The following is a 16,832-nucleotide window of genomic DNA, read 5'->3' as shown; positions in this document are numbered from 1 at the left end:
CCGCACAAACGGCTCGTCCGATGGGCCAAACGCCTTGACGGGAACGCCCCCGGTTTGCATGGCCCCGTCATGGAGCCTTCGAAAACCAGCCGCCGCGGCCTCTTGATCGTGCTGTCCTCGCCATCGGGCGCGGGCAAGACCACCATTTCGCGGCGACTGATGGCCGCCGACCCGACCATCACCATGTCGGTCAGCGCGACGACGCGGCCCCCGCGCCCGGGCGAAGCCGACGGGCGCGACTATCACTTCGTCACCGACGCCGAGTTCGAGCGGCTGGTCGACGAGGGCGAACTGGCCGAGTGGGCCTACGTGTTCGACCATCGCTACGGCAGCCCCAAGGATCCGATCAAGGACGCGCTCAAGGCGGGCCGCGACATCCTGTTCGACATCGACTGGCAGGGCACGCAGCAACTCAGGAGCGCGTTCGGCAACGACCTCGTGTCGATCTTCATCCTGCCGCCCTCGATGGAAGAGTTGCATCGCCGCCTGCGCGACCGCCAGACCGACAGCGAGGACGTCATCCAGGGCCGCATGCGCCGCGCGGCGGGCGAGATCGGCCACTGGGGCGAATATGACTATGTGCTGATCAACGAGAGCGTCGAGGACTGTCTCGCCGAGGTCCAGTCGATCATCACCGCCGAGCGGATGCGCCGCAACCGCCGCCCCTACCTCACCGATTTCACCCGGAACCTGGTCGAGCGCCCCAACAACTAGAGCAGGTCGAGGAAGCGTGCCGCGGCGAGGAAGTCGCGCTTGCGCCCTTCGTCGCGCGCCTCGGCCTCGGCATCCGCGCCCCAGCGTTCCGCCTGGTGCCGCGCATCGACTTCGACCGCGTCCCACGCCTCTTCGGCGCTCACCGCGCCCTCGCGCACCGCCAGCGCCGCCACCAGCGACCCGCCGATCGTCACCAGCGGCGACAGGCCCGCGAGCGTGAAGGCGTCCTCGTTCGCGAGAGCTGCGCGCAACTTGTCGAGCGTCTCGCCAGGCTGCGCGACATGCATCACGCCCGCCGTCGTCTCGAATCTTACCCCGTAGCGCCCTGCTGCCCATTCGAGCAGCGGGTCCCAAGCCTCGGACTGCATCGCGCCGAGGCTCTCGGGCCCGTCGGCGCGGTAGCAGCACAATTCGCTTTCGGCATATTTCGCCAGCCCCGCTGCGAACTCCTCGCGGGCAGGCGCGATCCGGTCGAGCGCGGCATTGGCCATCCCGGTCATCGGCATCGCCCTGGGGTCGATCCTTTCTTCGACCGCGTTCCACTCTTGCGCCACCGCCTCGGCCAGCGTCTCGCTCGGCACCACGAGGTCGGCCCGCTCGACCGTCTTGATTGCGCGCCCGTCGAGCAGCACGGACCAGCCGCCGTCTACCTTGCCGGCCTTCGCGTCCTTCCAGAACCGCTTCACAACCCGCGATCCTGTTCGTCGAAGATGCGCTTGAGGATGCGCGGGCTGAGCAGGGCATCGAAGATCCCGACGACGACCAGGAACGCGCCCGTCATCGGATAGGCATTGTCGGTGACCACCCCGCCCTTGGCGACCAAAAGGCCGACCAGTGCGATGATCAGCCCGCCGATCCGCGTCAGCTGCATCACGCCGTAGCGCTTCTTCCACAAGTCCTCGTCTCTCATCGGGCAATCCAGCGTTGCGCCGCGTCCATCACTTCGCGCGCATGATCCGCGACATGATGGGCACCGGCCTGTTCGAGTTCGTGATGGTCGTGATAGCCCCAGCCGGCGCCGATCGCGCCCATGTTGGCGCCGCGCGCCATCGCCATGTCGTAGGCCGTATCGCCGATCAGCACCGTGTGTTCGGGCTCGGCCCCGACGTCGGCCATCGCCGCGAGCGCCATCGAGGGATCGGGCTTGGACGGGTGGCGGTCGGCGGTATGGAGCGTCACGAACATCTTCTCGAGCCCGTGATAGTCGAGCACGTGCCGGAGCCCGCGATCGCTCTTGCCCGTCGCCACGCCCAACAGCCAGCCGCCCGCCTCGAGCGCGCCGAGCAGGTCGAGAATGCCGTCGTAGAGCGGCTCCTCGACCTCGCCCGCCCCGCGCATCGCGAAGAAGGCTTCCTTGTAGGTCTCGGCCAAGAGGTGATGGTCGCCCTCGGGCACCAGCTGCTCCATCGCCTCGACGAGGCTGAGCCCGATCACCCGCTTGGCGATCTCGGGCGGCGGACAGGTAAGACCGTGCGCCGTGAGCGCGGTGTCGAGTGCACGATGGATGGTCGCGCCGCTGTCGACCAGCGTGCCGTCGCAGTCGAAGATGGCGAGCTTGATCACGGCGCGAGCGCCCCGATCCATGTCGCGATATCGTCGCGGCCCGCCGATTGCTGCGCGGCGATCGACGCGGCGATGTCCGCGGCGTCTTTGTGCTGGTTGAACTTGCGCACGCCGCGCACCGTCTCGGCGGGGAATTCGAAGCCAACGATCGCCTTGAGCATCGCCTCGAAGGCGCCGGGCTTCATCTTGTCATGCGTCCACGGATCTTCGGGCATGTAAGTGCGCTCCATCCGGTCGGAGAGCGCGAGCACCTGCTGCGCGAGCGCTGCCTCGTCCAGCCGGCGCGCGATCCCTGCCACTTCGACCACCGCGTAGAGCCAAGTCGGCACCTGCTCGCTCTCGTACCACTGCGCGCTGTGATAGGCGTGCGGACCCATCACGCTGGCGGTGACATGCGCGCTCTCGAGCCGCTCGACGAGGGGATTGCGCCGCGCGAGGTGAAATCGGATCGTCTCGCCCTCCACCTGAAGCGGTGCGTAAGCGATCCCTGCACCCTCGACGACGAGGGTCGCGAACGCTTGCTCGCCAACAAAGCCCATCATCTCGTCGCGATCCCGCCAAGCGAATGCGGGGTTGGGGTGCATTAGCGACGCCCTTTGCGCGGACCGTCACGCCCGGGCTTGGTCGGCCGCTTGCCGGGCTTGCCCGGACGCGTGGGCTTGCCGCCGGCATTGTCCGCGCCGCGAGCGCGCCGTTCGCCCTTGCGCGCCTTGCGATAATTCTTGGCGTAGGCAGCCTTGCGCTTGGCCTTGGCCTCGGGGCTCTTGGCCGGATCGGGGTTCGACAGCGGCAACGCGTCGCCGTCCATCTCTTCGAAGCCCAGCATCGCAAGGCTCTCGGCAAAGTGGGTCGGCAGGTCCGCCTTGCGATCGATCACCTTGCCGCCCGGCGCATCGACGCGCAGCCGCCGCGCGTGAAGATGCATCTTGCGGCTGATCCCGCCGGTCAGGAAGGCCTCGGGCCCGCCATATTTGGCATCGCCGATGATCGGGTGCCCGACCGCCGCCATGTGCGCGCGAAGCTGGTGGGTGCGCCCGGTCAGCGGCTGCAATTCGACCCAGGCCGCGCGCGTGCCGGCACGGTCGATCACGCGGATGCGGGTACGCGCCGGCAATCCCTCTTCCATGTCGACATGCATCTTCTCGCCGCCCGTGCCCGGCTGCTTGGCGAGGGGCAGGTCGATCATCCCTTCGGCGACTTCGGGCACGCCCGCGACGATCGCCCAGTAGACTTTCCGCGCGGTGCGCCCCGAGAACGCCTTCGAGAAATGCGCCGCCGCGCCGGCCGAACGCGCGACGAGCAGCACCCCGCTGGTATCCTTGTCGAGCCGGTGGACGAGCTTGGGCCGCCCCTCCGCGCCCTCGACGAGGCCCGGCAGCAGCCGGTCTAGATGCTGCGTCGTCTTGGTCCCGCCCTGTGTCGCGAGGCCGGGCGGCTTGTTGAGCACGAAGGCCTCGGGCGTCTTGGCTACGACCATGTCGCGCACGCTTTCGATTTCCTCGTCGGTGAGTTGCTCTTCGGGGCGGACCGACTTGGTCGGTGCTACCGCGCTTTCCATCGGCGGCACGCGCAGTTCCTGTCCTGCCTCGAGCCGGTCGCCGGGCTGCACTCGGCTACCGTCGACGCGCAGCTGGCCGGTCCGCGCCCAGCGCGACACGGCGTTGAAACTGATCTCCGGCAGGTGCCGCTTGAACCAGCGGTCGACGCGAATGCCGTCATCGTCCATCGAGACGGTGAAGCTGCGGACCTTGTCTTCGCTTTGGGCCATGGCTGGCCCCCTAGCCCGTTTCCTCGTCCGCCGCCACCGACCAATGATCGAAGGCGCGTTGCTGGCACCTGGCGATGTAGCGCGCTGCCTCGGGTCCCTCCCAGGGCCCGCGATACTCGCCCATGTCGAGCCCGATCCACCAGCCCTGGCCGGGCAATCCGTCCGACGCCCGCACGACGAGCACGGCCAGCTCCGGCTCTCCGCGCCCGCGCGCGTCGGCGTCGACGTCGGCAAGCGTCTTGCACAAGGCGCGCATCTTGGGCCGCGAAAAGGCGTAGCCGAGATGACCCAGCAATTCGGAATAGGTCAGCGCATGGCCCGCCTGCGCCGCCGCCACGAGGTGGCTGCGCACCTCATCGGCGTCGTGAAGGCTCATTCGGGTTGGTCGGCGGTCGGGGTCAGTTCGAAGACGTCGAGCGTGCCGCCGTTGCGCGGGAACGGAATCACCAGCCGCCAGCGAAACGGCCCGACGCGTTCGAAGACGCCCGCCATGTCGCGTTCGGGATCCTCGCCATAGGCCAAGGGCGCGTTCTCGTTCCCGAGCGAGAGGCTGCCGAGATAGATGAAGCGGCTGTCGCTTTCCTCCCACAGTCGCCCGGCGGGGCGCTGCGTGCCGGTCTGCTTGACGATGGTGAAACGTTCGCCGTCGAGGTCGATGTAGCAGAAGAAGGGCTGGTAGGCGATGAACGCCGGATCGCTCTTCTTGGCCTTGCCGAGCTTGACCAGGCGGCAGCGATAACTGCCCGGCGTCGGCGCGGCGCGCGCGAGTCCGGCGTCGGGATCGAGCAACTCGCCCTCGTTCTCGATGGCGGACTTGAACTTCAGGGTTTCATCGAAACCCTGCGTCCAGGCTTCTTCCAGTCGACCGAGCCGCTCGTTGTCCGCTGCCGAGACGATGCTTTCCCACCCCTCGGGATCGGCTTCCTCGACCATCACCGCAGCAGGTGCCGGCGGCACGACGGGCTCGGCCGTCGTACAGGCCGACAGCAGCCCGCAGGCCACAAGGGCAAGTAAGGGAGAATCCACCCGCATCCCCCCGATGCTAAGCGCGATGGTCATGCGGTATCAACGTCAAACCGTCGCACGCTGTTCAATATCGCCGATTGACAATCCCGATGCGGGACAGCAGCAGCCGGGCGATGGAACGCCACCCCGAGAGAAACGGCTATATGCTGGCGCTTGCAGCCTTCGGGCTTTGGGGGGTCATTCCGATCTACTTCAAGGCGTTGCTGCCGGTCGACAATTTCGACGTGGTGGCGCACCGCGTGCTGTATGCCGTGCCGACTCTGGCCGTGATGATCGCCGCGCGGCACCGCTGGGGCGAAGTACGCGCCGCGCTCGCGGACCGGCGGGTGATGACCACCCTTCTGGGCACCGCGATCCTCATCTCGATCAACTGGACGGTCTATATCGTCGGGGTCAACGACGGCCACGTGCTGGCCACCAGCCTCGGCTACTACCTCAATCCGCTGCTCAACGTGATGATCGGTCGCTTCCTCCTCGGCGAACATCTCGGCCGCCTCCAATGGTCGGCGCTTGCCATCGCCGCGCTGGGTGTCGCGGCACTCGCGGCGGGTGCGCTCGCAGACCTGTGGATCACGCTGACTCTCGCGGCGAGCTTCGCCTTTTACGGCTACTGGCGAAAGAAGGTGGCGGTCGGCGCGGTCGCGGGCCTGTTCCTCGAGACGCTGATGCTGATGCCGCTGACCATCCTGTGGCTGGGGTGGCTGCGCGACATGGGCGACCCGCTGTTCGGACCGACCCCGTGGCACGGTTTCCTGCTGGTCATCTCGGGCGCCGTCACCGCGATCCCGCTCCTGATGTTCACCGCGGGAGCCCGGCGTCTGCCTTATTCCACCGTCGGCATCCTCCAGTTCATCGCGCCGACGATCCAGTTCTTCCTCGCAGTATTCCTGTTCGGCGAAGCCTTCACCCCGGTGCGCATGTTCGCCTTCGCTGCGATCTGGACGGCGATGGCGCTCTACATCGCGGGCCTCGTGCGCAACGCCCACGCCAAGCGTCTTAGCCTTGCAAAACAGTAGGGCCTGCGCCAGACTGTCGCCATGCTCAACATCGTCTCCATCCTGCTCGGTCTTCTCGGCCTCGTGCTCGCGGTCGTCGGACTTATCCCGCTGTTCGGCTGGACCAACTGGATCTGGCTGATCGTGCCCGTCATCGGCGCCGGCCTCGGCCAGCTGTCAAGCTCACACAAGGGTCGCAACCTCAACCTGTTCGTGATTGCGGTGATGGTCGTCCGCCTGCTGCTGGGCGGGGGGATCATCTGACCCGCGACCCCAGGGTCGACGACTATATCGCGAAGGCCGCGCCCTTCGCGTCAGCCATTCTCACCCGCCTTCGCGAGCGCGCCCATCATGCCGCTCCCGAGGCCGAAGAAGCGATCAAGTGGGGTGCCCCGGCGTTTATCGCCAATGGGCAGATCCTGTTCATCATGGCCGCCTTCAAGGCCCATTGCGCCGTCAATTTCTGGCGCGCCAAGGAACTGCTCGGCGACAAGGGAGAGGCCGACGGCATGGGTCAGCTCGGCAAGATCGGCAGCCTCGAGGATCTTCCCGACGATGCCGCGCTCGACCGCCTCATCGCATCGGCCCTCGCGCTGTCGCGGACCCCGCCGCTCGGCAAGAAGTCCACACCAAAGCCGGAAAAGCTCCACCCCGAATTCGCCGCCGCCCTCGACGCGGCCCCTGCGGCCAGGGCGGGGTATGACGGTTTCCCGCCCGGGGCGCGGCGCGAATATTGCGACTGGATCAACGAGGCCAAGCAGGACGCCACCCGCGCGAAGCGGATCGCTCAAGCCGTCGAATGGCTGGCGGAGGGCAAGAAGCGGAACTGGAAATACGAGAATTGCTAGGCGCGTCTAGCGCGTCTTGACGTAGCGCCCCGGTGCATCCTCGATCGCCTTGCGCTTGCCTTTACCGGGAATGCGCGCGCCCTTGGCGTCGACCGTCTTGCCGCCCAGTCCCTTGATCCAGTCGATCCAGTCGGGCCACCAGCTCCCCTCGTGGCGGGTCGCCTTGTCGCGGAATTCCTCGAGGCTCGCCGCCTCGCCGGTCTCGAGCACGCTGAAGTGATACTTGTTCGCGCTCGGAGGGTTGACCACGCCCGCGATATGGCCCGAGCCCGCCAGCAGAAAGCGCTTTGGCCCCCTGGCGTGGTCCATCACCTTCCACACGCTGGGCGCAGGGGCGATATGGTCCTGCTCGCCCGCTTGGATATAGAGCGGCGTCTCGATCGAGGTGAGATCTATCGGCCTCCCCATGATCTCGATCGCGCCCGGCTCGACCATCAGATTGTCGCGGTAGAGCCGCTGCAGATAGTCGCGGTGCCATTCGCCCGGCAGGTTGGTAACGTCGCCGTTCCAGTGGAGCAGGTCGAACGGGCGCGGGTCCTTGCCCATCCAGTAATTGTTGACGACGTAATTCCAGATGAGGTCGCGCCCGCGCAGCGCGTTGAAGGTCGCCGCCAGCACGCGCCCGTCGAGCACGCCCGTCTCCGCGGTCAGCTGCTCCAAGGTCGTCATCGTCTCGTCGCCGAGGAACAGCTTGAGGTCGCCGGCCTCGGAAAAATCGACCTGCGCGGTGAAGAAGGTCGCGCTCGCCACCTTGTCCGCGTCGCCTTTCGCCGCAAGGTAGGCGAGCGTCATCGCCAGCACGGTGCCCGCGACGCAGTAGCCGATCGTGTGGACCGTCTCGACCCCGAGCAGGTCGCGCACCACGTCGATCGCCTCCTCCTGCGCGCCGACATAATCGTCCATAGTGACGTCCGCGATGCTCTCGTCGGCCGATTTCCAGCTGACCATGAACAATGATACGCCCTGTTCGACCGCCCAGCGCACGAAGCTCTTTTCGGGCGTCAGGTCGAGAATGTAGAAGCGGTTGATCCACGGCGGGAAGATGACCAGCGGCGTCTCGAGCACCTTGTCGGTCGTCGGCGCGTAATGGATCAGCTGGTACATCGGCGTCTCGAAGATCACCTTGCCCGGCGTCGTGGCGAGGTTGACGCCCAGCTCGAACGCGCCCTCGGGGCTCTGCGTGATCTGACCCCTGGCCATGTCGCCGAGCATCCGCGCCATGCCTTCCGACAGGCTGTCGCCCCCCGTCTCCACCGCGCGCTGGATCACTTCCGGGTTGGTCAGCGGGAAATTGGCCGGGCTCATCGCATCGAGGAACTCGCGCATCGAGAAGCGAAGTTTCTCGCGGGCATCCTCGTCGAGCCCTTCGACCGCGTCGACCGTCTCGGCCATTTTCGAGGAGAAGGCGAGATATTGCTGCTTGAGCGCGGAGAAGACCGGGTTCGCTTCCCACTGTTCGCCAGCGAACCGGCGATCTGGCTTGAGTCCCGCCTCGGCATAGTCGGTGACCATGTGGCGCCATTGGTCGAGCCCCTTGGCCCAGGCTTCCGCGCCCGCCTGCATCCAGTCCATCGCGCCCGGCCCGGTCGGACGCGCCGCGTCTCCGGCCTCGTCCGCGAGCCCCATTCCGGGAGACTTGGCATGGTCGGCGAAACTGTCCGCCCAGGCCTCCATCCACAACTGCTGCGCGCGGCCCATCGCGGCGGCGATGTCGGTGAAATCGGGATCGTTACGCTCGGTCATGCGTCACCTCATACCGACCATTGCGGCGAAAAGCGAAGAGGCGCATGAGGCACCCATGACTCCGGACATCGCGCTCCCACCCGGCCCGCTCGTCGCGCTCGACTATCTGGGCATTGCCGTCTTTGCCGTTTCGGGGGCGCTGGTCGCTGCCGAAAAGAAGCAGACCCTGGTCACCTTCATCTTCTTCGCGGTGATCACCGGGGTAGGGGGCGGGACCGTGCGCGACCTCTTGATCGGTGCGCCGGTGTTCTGGGTCAACCACAACACCACGCTGCTCGTGTGCGTCGCGGCGGCGGTCGCGGTCTGGCTGTTCAGCAAGGCCCGGCTCGCCGAGCGCGCACTCCTGTGGTTCGACGCGCTGGGGCTTGCCGCCTACGCTACATATGGCGCGGCCAAGGCGCTGCGCTACGGCGTGGCGCCTGTCCCCGCGTTCGCGATGGGCGTGATGACCGCCTGCGTCGGCGGCATCATCCGCGATGTCCTCGCAGGCGAGCCATCGATCCTCATGCGCCCCGAACTCTACGTCACCGCCGCCGCGCTCGCCTCGGGGCTGTTCGTGCTGCTGGTGTGGTTCGGCGCCCCGGTCACCCTTGCGGCGCTCGTCGGCGGCCTCCTGGGGTTCAGCCTGCGCGGTGCGGCCATCGCACGCGGTATTTCGCTTCCCGCCTACCAGGGCTGAGAATCCCCCTTTCGCACTGCACAATCCCACGGCACAGTGCGGCGATGACTGAATATTACCGCACGCGTCGCCTCCCGCCCTACGTCTTCGCCGAGGTAAACCGCCTCAAGGCGGAAGCGCGCGCGCGCGGCGAGGACATCGTCGATCTGGGCATGGGCAATCCCGACGGCATGCCGCCCGCCCACGTCATCGAGAAACTGAAGGAAGTCGCCGACAGTACAACCGCGCACCGATACTCCGCCTCGATGGGGATCAAGGGGCTGCGCAAGGCGCAGGCCGGCTATTACCAGCGTCGTTTCGGTGTCGAGATCGACCCCGACACCGAGGTCTGCGTCACGCTCGGCTCCAAGGAAGGCTTCGCCAATCTCGCGCTCGCCATCACCGCGCCGGGCGACGTCGCGCTGACCCCCAACCCTAGCTACCCGATTCACCATTTCGGCTTCATCATCGCGGGCGCCGCGATCCGTTCGATCCCGGCTGCGCCCGGCCCGCTCTTTTTCGAGAAGCTCGAACTGGCGATGCGCTACACCGTGCCGCGACCCAAGGTGCTGGTGATCGGCTATCCGTCGAACCCGACCGCCTATGTCGCCGATCTCGCTTTCTACGAGAAACTGGTCGCGTTCGCTAGGGAGGCAGGGCTGACCATCATCTCCGACCTCGCCTATGCCGAGATCTATTTCGGCGACGAACCGACGCCCTCGATCCTTCAGGTGGAGGGCGCCAAGGACATCGCGGTCGAATTCACTTCGATGTCGAAAACCTATTCGATGGCGGGCTGGCGGATGGGTTTCGCGGTCGGCAATCCGGAGATGATCGCCGCGCTCAAGCGCGTGAAATCGTACCTCGACTACGGCGCCTTCACCCCGATCCAGGCCGCGGCGGTCGCCGCCCTTAACGGCCCGCAGGACTGTGTCGAGGCCAACCGCCAGCTCTATCGCAAGCGCCGCGACGTTCTTGTCGAGAGCTTCGGTCGCGCCGGATGGGAAGTGCCCGTGCCAGCCGCCTCGATGTTCGCCTGGGCTCCGATCCCCGCACAGTTCGCCGACATGGGAAGCCTCGAATTCTCGAAGATGCTGATGAAGGAGGCCGGCGTTGCGGTCGCGCCCGGCATCGGCTTCGGCGAAGATGGCGAAGGCTATGTCCGTCTGGCACTGGTCGAGAACGAGCAGCGCATCCGTCAGGCTGCGCGCGGCATCAAGAAAGTGCTGGGATGAGCGCGCTTGCGCCGACGCTGACGCAGGTCGCCGCCGACATCCAGCTTGCGGTCGCGCCTGTCTTCCTGCTCGCGGGTATCGGCGCGTTCCTCAACGTGTGCGCAGGCCGCCTCGCGCGCATCGTCGACCGCGCGCGCCAGCTCGAACCGCGCATACTTGCGGCGCGCGGATCCGAACATGACCGGCTGGTCGACGAGGCCCGCATGCTCGACCGCCGCATCCGCGTCTGCAACCGCGCGATTTCCCTGTCGGTGCTGGGCGCGGTGCTTGTCTCCGCGGTCGTCGTGCTGCTGTTCGCGGCCGGCCTCACCGGCATCGACCTTGGAACGGTCATCGCCCTGCTCTTCATCGGCGCAATGATCGCGACCGGCGTCAGCTTCGCGATCTTCCTCGTCGAGACGCGCCTTGCCACCCGGTCGGTCCGCGTCGCCGCGCACCTGCTCGATCATCGGGCGGACGACTGACCTATCGGTTGCGGCTTCCCAGGTACGCCATAAAGATGAGGATGACGAGCGTGATCGCCGGCGCGCCGCCCATCGACGTGTTCTCGGGGAACCACTCGGTCCAGGGATAGCCCAGCGGGTTGAGCAGGACATCGCCGCCCTCGACATCACTGCCGAAGAGATTGAACATCGCCACGCCTTCGAGCCCGAGTCCGATGACGTAGAGCAATCCGAACAGGATCGCGGCGACCTTGAAAAACCCCATCCCAACCCCCGATGGCAACGCCGACCTTAACCAAGCGGATGGTCTCAAAAAGCGTCGACGCAATCAAGTCGAGGCGTGTCTCGACAAGACATTCCGGCTCGCCTATCGCCCGCCTCGACAGATTCCTCGGGAGGCCCCATGTCCGCCAGCAACACCCTCGACCGCGTTCTCGTTCTGGAAATGGTCCGCGTGACCGAGGCCGCCGCCATCGCGGCATCGAAGTGGATCGGGCGCGGCGACAACGACGCCGCCGACGCCGCCGCGGTCGAAGCGATGCGCGAGGCGCTCAACAAGCTCCCGATGCAGGGCACGGTGGTGATCGGCGAGGGCGAGCGCGACGAGGCGCCGATGCTCTACATCGGCGAAAAGGTCGGCTACTGCCCCGAGGGTCAGGATGTCCCCGCGATCGACATCGCGCTCGACCCGCTCGAGGGCACGACGATCACCGCCAAGGCCGGCCCCAACGCGCTCGCGGTGCTTGCCATCGCCGAGAAGGGCGGCCTCCTCAACGCGCCCGACGTCTACATGGAAAAGATCGCGATTGGCCCGGGCTATCCCGACGGCACGATCGACCTCGCCGATAGCGTCACGAACAACGTCGCCCGCCTCGCCGCAGCCAAGGGCGTCGAGCCTAGCGACATCACCGCCTGCGTGCTCGATCGCTCGCGCCATGCCGCCATCATCGAGGAATTGCGCGCGATCGGGTGCAGCGTCCGGCTGATCCCCGACGGCGACGTTGCCGGCGTTATCGCGACGACCGATCCCGACACGCAGATCGACATCTACATCGGCACGGGCGGCGCGCCCGAGGGCGTTCTCGCAGCCGCTGCGCTGCGCTGCGTCGGTGGCCAGATCCAGGGCCGCCTCGTCTTCCGTAACGAGGACGAGAAGGCGCGCGCGGCCCGCTGGGGCATCGAAGACCTCGATCGAATCTACACGCTCGACGACATGGCCAAGGGCGACTGCATCTTCGCCGCAAGCGGAGTGACGGACGGCTCGCTCCTCGACGGCGTGAAGCGCAAGAGCGGCGGCTGCGTCACGACCCACACGATCGTGATGCGCGCGTCCTCGGGCACCGTGCGCTGGGTGCGCGGCGAGCATCATTGCGGCGACTGATTCCGGTCGAAAATCGCTGTTAGGCTGCGCCTCATGCGCTAAGGTGGCGCCATGAGCGACACCGACTTTTCGACCCTCGATCACAAGCTGTCCGAAGCCATCGACCCCGCGCGCCCGCTCCTGCCGCCCGGCATGGAGCCCGCCGAGCCCGCTTATCGCTGGCTGCTCACGACGCAGTTGCTCCTGACCTGGCTCCCGTTTCTCGTCGGGGCCCTGGTGATCGACAATGTCGTTCTGGCCGACAAGCCGGTGCAGGGCGTGCTTTCGACCATCGTCGGCGTGCTGATGATCGCGATCGTCCTGTTCGTCCCGCTGCGCATCTACCGGCGCCTCGGTTTCAAGCTCGATCCGCACCTCCTTCGCGTCGTGCGCGGCTGGTTGTTCCACACCGACACGATGGTGCCGTTCGTGCGCGTCCAGCATCTCGATGTCGCCCGCCGCCCGCTCGACAAGGTCTTCGGAACGGCCAGCCTCGTCGTCCATACGGCGGGGACGCACAACAGCATCGTCACGCTGCCCGGCCTCAGCCCCGAGCGCGCCGCCGCGATGCGCGACGAGATCCGCGCCGAGATCAGGACAGACTGGCAGTGAACGAGGCGGGGGGCATTGAACGGCGCGACGTCCGGCGGCTCCACCCGCTGACACTCGTCGCGGGCCTCGGTGGGGTCATGCGCTCTCTCTGGGGCGGATTGGCAGCGGGCGCCTACTTCATCGTCCAGCAGCGGTGGGAGCTGGCGGCGCTGATCGTCGGCGCAACGCTCGCCGTCGGCCTCCTTCGCCCCCTGATCCGCTGGCTCAGCTTTTCCTGGGAACTCGGGCCCGACGAGATCGAGATGAAAAGCGGCGTTCTGGGTCGCAACCATCGTTCGATCCCGTTCGACCGCGTACAGGACGTCAATGTCGAGCAGAACGTGATCGCGAGGCTGCTCGGCCTCGCCCGTGTCAAACTCGAAACCGGCGCGTCGGCGGGCGACAAGAACGAGGACGGCGTGCTCGATTCGATCGCGCTTGCCGACGCCGAGGCGCTTCGCGATCTCATCCGCGCCCACCGCGCCGGCGATCCCGTCGTAATGGCGGCCGACAGCGACGCGCCGATCGAACAGGCAGGCGAACCCGCCCCCGTTTACGCGATGGATCTGCGGCGCCTCCTCCTCGCCGGCCTGTTCAACTTCTCGCTGGCCGTCTTCGGCGTCCTCGCAGGTTTCACGCAGACCGCGGGCGACCTCCTCGGCTTCGACCCCTTCCGCCGGCAGTTCTGGCTCGAGCTCGGTCATGCCGGACAGCCCTTCATCGCGTTCATCCTCGCCAACCGCGTCGTTACCGCGCTGTTCGGGCTGGCGACGCTGGTGCTGGTCGGGCTGGCGACCGGGTTGCTCCAGACGGTCTTGCGCGAATTCGGCTTCCGGCTCGACCGCACCGAAACGGGCTTCCGCCGCCGCCGTGGCCTCCTCACCCTGACCGACGTCGTCCTCCCGCTGCGGCGCGTCCAGGCCGCAATCCTCGCGACCGGCCCGGTCCGCCGCCATTTCGGCTGGACCGCCGTCAAGCTGCAGAGCCTGGCGCGCGACAGCGGACACGGCGGCGACCATGTGGTCGCCCCGCTGGCAACGCACGACGAGGCCGATGCCATCCTGCGCGAGATGGACTGGCGCCCGGTCGCTCATGCCGACGACTGGCACCGCCCCAGCCCGGCCTACGTCATTGTCTTCCTCCTATTCCTCGTGCCGTTCGCGCTCGCCGCCGCCGGCGCCGCCTACCTCACCACCGACTGGCATTTGCTGTTGGTGCTCGCGCTGCTCGGCTTCCTAGGCATCACGCGGATCCTCGCCTGGCGCCGCCATCGCCATCGCCTCGACGGCGATCGGCTGCTCGTCCGCTCGGGCTTCTGGCGGCAGCGCACGGTGATCCTCCCGCTCGCCCGCATCCAGTCGATCGACCTCAAGCGCAACTTCATCGACCGCCGCCTCGGTGTCTCCAACCTCGTGCTCGGCGTCGCGGGCGGCAGCGGCTTTGCGCATCACGGCGTCGCCGCCCTCCCCCACGATCACGCGCTCGACCTGCGCGACCGGCTGCTTGATCCGGTCCGGTGAGCGGTGTGCTGGACATCGAGCGGAGCCTCACGGGTCAGCCGTGGGAATGGCGCTATCGCGGCGGCGACGACCTCGCCCGCGACCTCGTCGACCAGCTGCTGCTCGCACGCGGCGTGGCGGAAGGCGACCTGCCGCGCGAACGCGATCCGCGCATCCGCGACTTCCTCCCCGACCCGTCCGTTTTCGCGGACATGGACAAGGCCGCCGCGCGCCTCGCCGATGCCATCGAGAAGGGCGAGAAGCTCGCCATCTTCGGTGACTACGACGTCGACGGGGCGACCTCGGGCGCGCTTCTGACCCTCCTCCTGCGCCGGCTCGGCGTCGAACCGATGCTCTACATCCCCGACCGCCTGCTCGAGGGATACGGCCCCAGCGCCGATGCCCTGGTCGGCCTCAAGCAGCAGGGCGCGGACCTCGTCGTCACCGTCGATTGCGGCGCGCAGGGGTTCGAGGCGCTCGAGGCGGCCGCCGAGGCCGGGCTCGACGTCATCGTGTGCGACCACCACCAGTGCGCGAGCCGCCTGCCCGTCGCGCACGCGCTGATCAATCCCAACCGCCTCGACGAAAGCGAGGAAGGCGCCGCGCACGGTCACCTCGCCGCGGTCGGCATGGCCTTCCTGCTCGGCGTGGCGCTGCTGCGCGAGCTGCGCGCCCGCGGCCACTTCACCGAGGCGCGCCCCGAACCGCAGCTGATCGACCTGCTCGACCTCGTCGCGCTGGGCACGGTCGCCGACGTCGCCCGCCTGAGGACGCTCAACCGCGCATTCGTCACGCAGGGGCTCAAGGTCATGGGCAAGGGCGCGAACCTGGGCCTCGTCGCGCTCGCACGTGCCGCACGCCTCAACCGCGCACCCGTCGCGCGCGACCTCGGCTTCGCGCTGGGGCCGCGCATCAACGCGGGCGGTCGCGTCGGACAGGCCGACCTCGGCGTACGCCTCCTCACGACCACCGACCCCGCCGAGGCGGAGGCGATCGCGATCGAACTCGACCGCCTCAACGAGGAACGTCGCGCGATCGAGATGCTGGTCACCGAACAGGCGGCCGAGCAGGCCGAACGTCAGGCCGACGCACCGGTGATCGTGGTTGCGGGCGAGGGTTGGCATCCAGGCGTCGTCGGCATCGTCGCAAGCCGCATCAAGGAACGCCACCACAAGCCCGCTTTCGTCGTCGCGCTCGACGAGAACGGCGTGGGCAAGGGATCGGGTCGCTCGATCTCGGGCGTCGACCTCGGGGCCGCCGTCCTCGCCGCCAAGGACGAGGGACTGCTCGTCGCGGGGGGCGGCCACGCCATGGCGGCGGGTATCACCGTCGCCCCCGGCGCAATCGACGGCTTCGCCTCCTACCTCGGCCAGCGACTCCAAGAGGATGTGGCGCAGGCGCGCGAGGGCCGGCGCCTCCTGATCGACGCGCTGCTGGCGCCGGGCGGGGTTGCGGGCGAACTGTGCGATCAGATCGAGCGCGCGGGCCCTTATGGCGCGGGCTGGCCCGCACCGCGCGTCGCGGTCGGTCCCGTGCGGTTGCTGCGCACCGGGATCGTCGGCCAGCACCATGTCCGCGCCGTTGCGTGCGGCGAGGACGGCCGCTCGTTCAAGACGATCGCGTTCAGGGCCGCCGACACCGCGCTCGGACAGGCCATCCTGTCGGCCTCGCCCGACGCCCGCTTCTGGCTGGCAGGCACCGTCCGGCGCGACGAATGGACGGGCGGAAACGCCGCGGAACTCCATCTGGAGGATATTGCGGCGGCCTGATCGGGAAAGGCGCTTGACGCCCGCGCTCCGCTCGCCTAATCGGCCCCCGCGTCAAGCACGTGGCCCCTTCGTCTAGCGGTCTAGGACGCTGCCCTTTCACGGCAGAAACACGGGTTCGAGTCCCGTAGGGGTCACCATCTACGCCAAGGCCGTCCCATCGGGGCGGCCTTTTTGGTTTCGCGCCGGGAGAATTGCCCCATGCTGCCACTTGCAATCGCTCTCCTTGTCCACACGCCGCCGCTTCCCGATCCGCTCGAGGCGGGTTGGCAGGGCACGCCGGTGTGCGAGAAATTGCATGAGGACGAGCATCAGCGCGTGCTGCGCTGCGCCTTCCCGCCCGGCGTCGGCCACGAGCGCCATTATCATGCGCGGCACTTCGGCTACGCCCTGTCGGGCGGTCGCATGCGCCTGACCGATGCCAGCGGCACCCGCGAGGTCGATCTTGCCACCGGCTCTTCCTACGCAAGCGGCGGGACCGAGTGGCACGAGGTGCTCAATGTCGGCACTACCCCCGTCGTCTACCTGATCGTCGAACCGAAATAGCAAAAAGGCCCGGGAGTTTCCTCCCGGGCCTCTTGTTTGGGCCGTGTAGGCGGTTTCGCTTAGCGGCTGCCGCCGAG

21 protein-coding genes and 1 tRNA gene are annotated in these 16,832 nt (G+C 67.6%); 13 read left to right on the top strand and 9 right to left on the bottom strand.

The annotated features are described in order from the left end of the window. Positions 1-69 precede the first annotated feature (69 nt). Positions 70-714 carry a guanylate kinase gene (gmk, locus tag NNY25_RS11195; RefSeq protein WP_265571683.1) on the top strand — a complete coding sequence of 215 codons (645 nt, stop codon included), beginning with the start codon at positions 70-72 and terminating at the stop codon, positions 712-714. Here the strand turns inward: gmk and NNY25_RS11190 are convergent. From NNY25_RS11190 to NNY25_RS11160, 7 genes are read right to left on the bottom strand one after another with little or no spacing between them, the layout of a single operon-like run. Further along, a complete protein-coding gene (locus tag NNY25_RS11190) occupies positions 711-1,400 on the bottom strand; it encodes an ATP12 family chaperone protein (protein WP_265571682.1) in 690 nt (229 codons plus the stop codon). The two genes, gmk and NNY25_RS11190, sit on opposite strands and share 4 nt — an antisense overlap. After that, positions 1,397-1,624: a hypothetical protein gene (locus NNY25_RS11185; protein ID WP_265571681.1), complete on the bottom strand. Its 228-nt coding sequence runs from the start codon at positions 1,622-1,624 to the stop codon at positions 1,397-1,399. The genes NNY25_RS11190 and NNY25_RS11185 overlap by 4 nt, the downstream gene beginning before the upstream one ends. Beyond that, the gene (locus NNY25_RS11180) at positions 1,621-2,277 is read right to left on the bottom strand and encodes an HAD-IA family hydrolase (RefSeq protein ID WP_265571679.1); all 657 of its coding nucleotides are present in this window, start codon (positions 2,275-2,277) and stop codon (positions 1,621-1,623) included. The genes NNY25_RS11185 and NNY25_RS11180 overlap by 4 nt, the downstream gene beginning before the upstream one ends. Next, positions 2,274-2,861, bottom strand: coding sequence for an FMN-binding negative transcriptional regulator (locus NNY25_RS11175; RefSeq protein ID WP_265571678.1), 588 nt, complete (start codon positions 2,859-2,861; stop codon positions 2,274-2,276). Before NNY25_RS11175 ends, NNY25_RS11180 begins: the two co-directional genes overlap by 4 nt. Next, positions 2,861-4,045, bottom strand: a complete 1,185-nt coding sequence (locus tag NNY25_RS11170) for an RluA family pseudouridine synthase (protein WP_265571677.1) — start codon at positions 4,043-4,045, stop codon at positions 2,861-2,863. Before NNY25_RS11170 ends, NNY25_RS11175 begins: the two co-directional genes overlap by 1 nt. A gap of 10 nt (positions 4,046-4,055) precedes the next feature. Continuing rightward, positions 4,056-4,421, bottom strand: a complete 366-nt coding sequence (locus tag NNY25_RS11165; protein ID WP_265571676.1) for a ribose-phosphate pyrophosphokinase — start codon at positions 4,419-4,421, stop codon at positions 4,056-4,058. Continuing rightward, positions 4,418-5,104, bottom strand: a complete 687-nt coding sequence (locus tag NNY25_RS11160; protein WP_265571675.1) for a DUF4893 domain-containing protein — start codon at positions 5,102-5,104, stop codon at positions 4,418-4,420. The genes NNY25_RS11165 and NNY25_RS11160 overlap by 4 nt, the downstream gene beginning before the upstream one ends. An 80-nt stretch (positions 5,105-5,184) precedes the next feature. Here NNY25_RS11160 and rarD point away from each other — a divergent pair, with 80 nt between their 5' ends. Genes rarD through NNY25_RS11145 form a run of 3 tightly spaced genes read left to right on the top strand, consistent with a single transcriptional unit; the run spans position 5,185 to position 6,914 of the window. Continuing rightward, entirely contained in the window at positions 5,185-6,087 is a 903-nt protein-coding gene (gene rarD / locus NNY25_RS11155; RefSeq protein ID WP_265571674.1) for an EamA family transporter RarD, read from the top strand. 21 nt (positions 6,088-6,108) lie between these two features. Continuing rightward, positions 6,109-6,330 carry a hypothetical protein gene (locus tag NNY25_RS11150; protein ID WP_265571673.1) on the top strand — a complete coding sequence of 74 codons (222 nt, stop codon included), beginning with the start codon at positions 6,109-6,111 and terminating at the stop codon, positions 6,328-6,330. Beyond that, positions 6,327-6,914 (top strand): YdeI/OmpD-associated family protein, encoded by a 588-nt coding sequence (locus NNY25_RS11145; protein WP_265571759.1) that lies wholly within the window; start codon positions 6,327-6,329, stop codon positions 6,912-6,914. The genes NNY25_RS11150 and NNY25_RS11145 overlap by 4 nt, the downstream gene beginning before the upstream one ends. Positions 6,915-6,920: 6 nt before the next feature. Here NNY25_RS11145 and NNY25_RS11140 read toward each other — a convergent pair whose 3' ends face one another. After that, on the bottom strand, positions 6,921-8,657 hold the full coding sequence (locus NNY25_RS11140) for a PHA/PHB synthase family protein (RefSeq protein ID WP_265571672.1): 1,737 nt from the start codon (positions 8,655-8,657) through the stop codon (positions 6,921-6,923). 55 nt (positions 8,658-8,712) lie between these two features. On the opposite strand from NNY25_RS11140, the gene NNY25_RS11135 reads away from it, so the two are divergent. From NNY25_RS11135 to NNY25_RS11125, 3 genes are read left to right on the top strand one after another with little or no spacing between them, the layout of a single operon-like run. Further along, the gene (locus tag NNY25_RS11135) at positions 8,713-9,336 is read left to right on the top strand and encodes a trimeric intracellular cation channel family protein (protein ID WP_265571671.1); all 624 of its coding nucleotides are present in this window, start codon (positions 8,713-8,715) and stop codon (positions 9,334-9,336) included. Positions 9,337-9,380: 44 nt separating this feature from the next. After that, entirely contained in the window at positions 9,381-10,550 is a 1,170-nt protein-coding gene (locus NNY25_RS11130; RefSeq protein WP_265571670.1) for an LL-diaminopimelate aminotransferase, read from the top strand. Then, positions 10,547-11,014, top strand: coding sequence for a DUF2721 domain-containing protein (locus NNY25_RS11125; RefSeq protein WP_265571669.1), 468 nt, complete (start codon positions 10,547-10,549; stop codon positions 11,012-11,014). Before NNY25_RS11130 ends, NNY25_RS11125 begins: the two co-directional genes overlap by 4 nt. A 1-nt stretch (position 11,015) precedes the next feature. On the opposite strand, the gene NNY25_RS11120 is transcribed toward NNY25_RS11125, so the two are convergent. Next, positions 11,016-11,258: a hypothetical protein gene (locus NNY25_RS11120; RefSeq protein ID WP_265571668.1), complete on the bottom strand. Its 243-nt coding sequence runs from the start codon at positions 11,256-11,258 to the stop codon at positions 11,016-11,018. A gap of 138 nt (positions 11,259-11,396) precedes the next feature. On the opposite strand from NNY25_RS11120, the gene glpX reads away from it, so the two are divergent. The 6 genes from glpX to NNY25_RS11090 all read left to right on the top strand — a co-directional run bounded on the left by glpX (position 11,397) and on the right by NNY25_RS11090 (position 16,755). After that, entirely contained in the window at positions 11,397-12,374 is a 978-nt protein-coding gene (gene glpX, locus NNY25_RS11115) for a class II fructose-bisphosphatase (protein ID WP_265571666.1), read from the top strand. Between the two features lie 51 nt (positions 12,375-12,425). Continuing rightward, positions 12,426-12,965 (top strand): PH domain-containing protein, encoded by a 540-nt coding sequence (locus tag NNY25_RS11110; RefSeq protein WP_265571664.1) that lies wholly within the window; start codon positions 12,426-12,428, stop codon positions 12,963-12,965. Next, entirely contained in the window at positions 12,962-14,464 is a 1,503-nt protein-coding gene (locus tag NNY25_RS11105; protein WP_265571663.1) for a PH domain-containing protein, read from the top strand. The genes NNY25_RS11110 and NNY25_RS11105 overlap by 4 nt, the downstream gene beginning before the upstream one ends. Further along, positions 14,461-16,212 carry a single-stranded-DNA-specific exonuclease RecJ gene (gene recJ, locus NNY25_RS11100; RefSeq protein ID WP_265571662.1) on the top strand — a complete coding sequence of 584 codons (1,752 nt, stop codon included), beginning with the start codon at positions 14,461-14,463 and terminating at the stop codon, positions 16,210-16,212. Before NNY25_RS11105 ends, recJ begins: the two co-directional genes overlap by 4 nt. 61 nt (positions 16,213-16,273) lie before the next feature. Continuing rightward, positions 16,274-16,349, top strand: a tRNA-Glu gene (locus tag NNY25_RS11095). A 61-nt stretch (positions 16,350-16,410) separates the two neighbouring features. Next, positions 16,411-16,755 carry a cupin domain-containing protein gene (locus NNY25_RS11090; RefSeq protein ID WP_265571660.1) on the top strand — a complete coding sequence of 115 codons (345 nt, stop codon included), beginning with the start codon at positions 16,411-16,413 and terminating at the stop codon, positions 16,753-16,755. Positions 16,756-16,832: the final 77 nt, after the last annotated feature.

The organism is Sphingomicrobium nitratireducens, assembly GCF_026157035.1.
GTDB lineage: Bacteria > Pseudomonadota > Alphaproteobacteria > Sphingomonadales > Sphingomonadaceae > Sphingomicrobium > Sphingomicrobium nitratireducens.
Note: the sequence above shows the minus strand (reverse complement) of the source record. Positions and strands in the feature narration are given on the sequence as shown.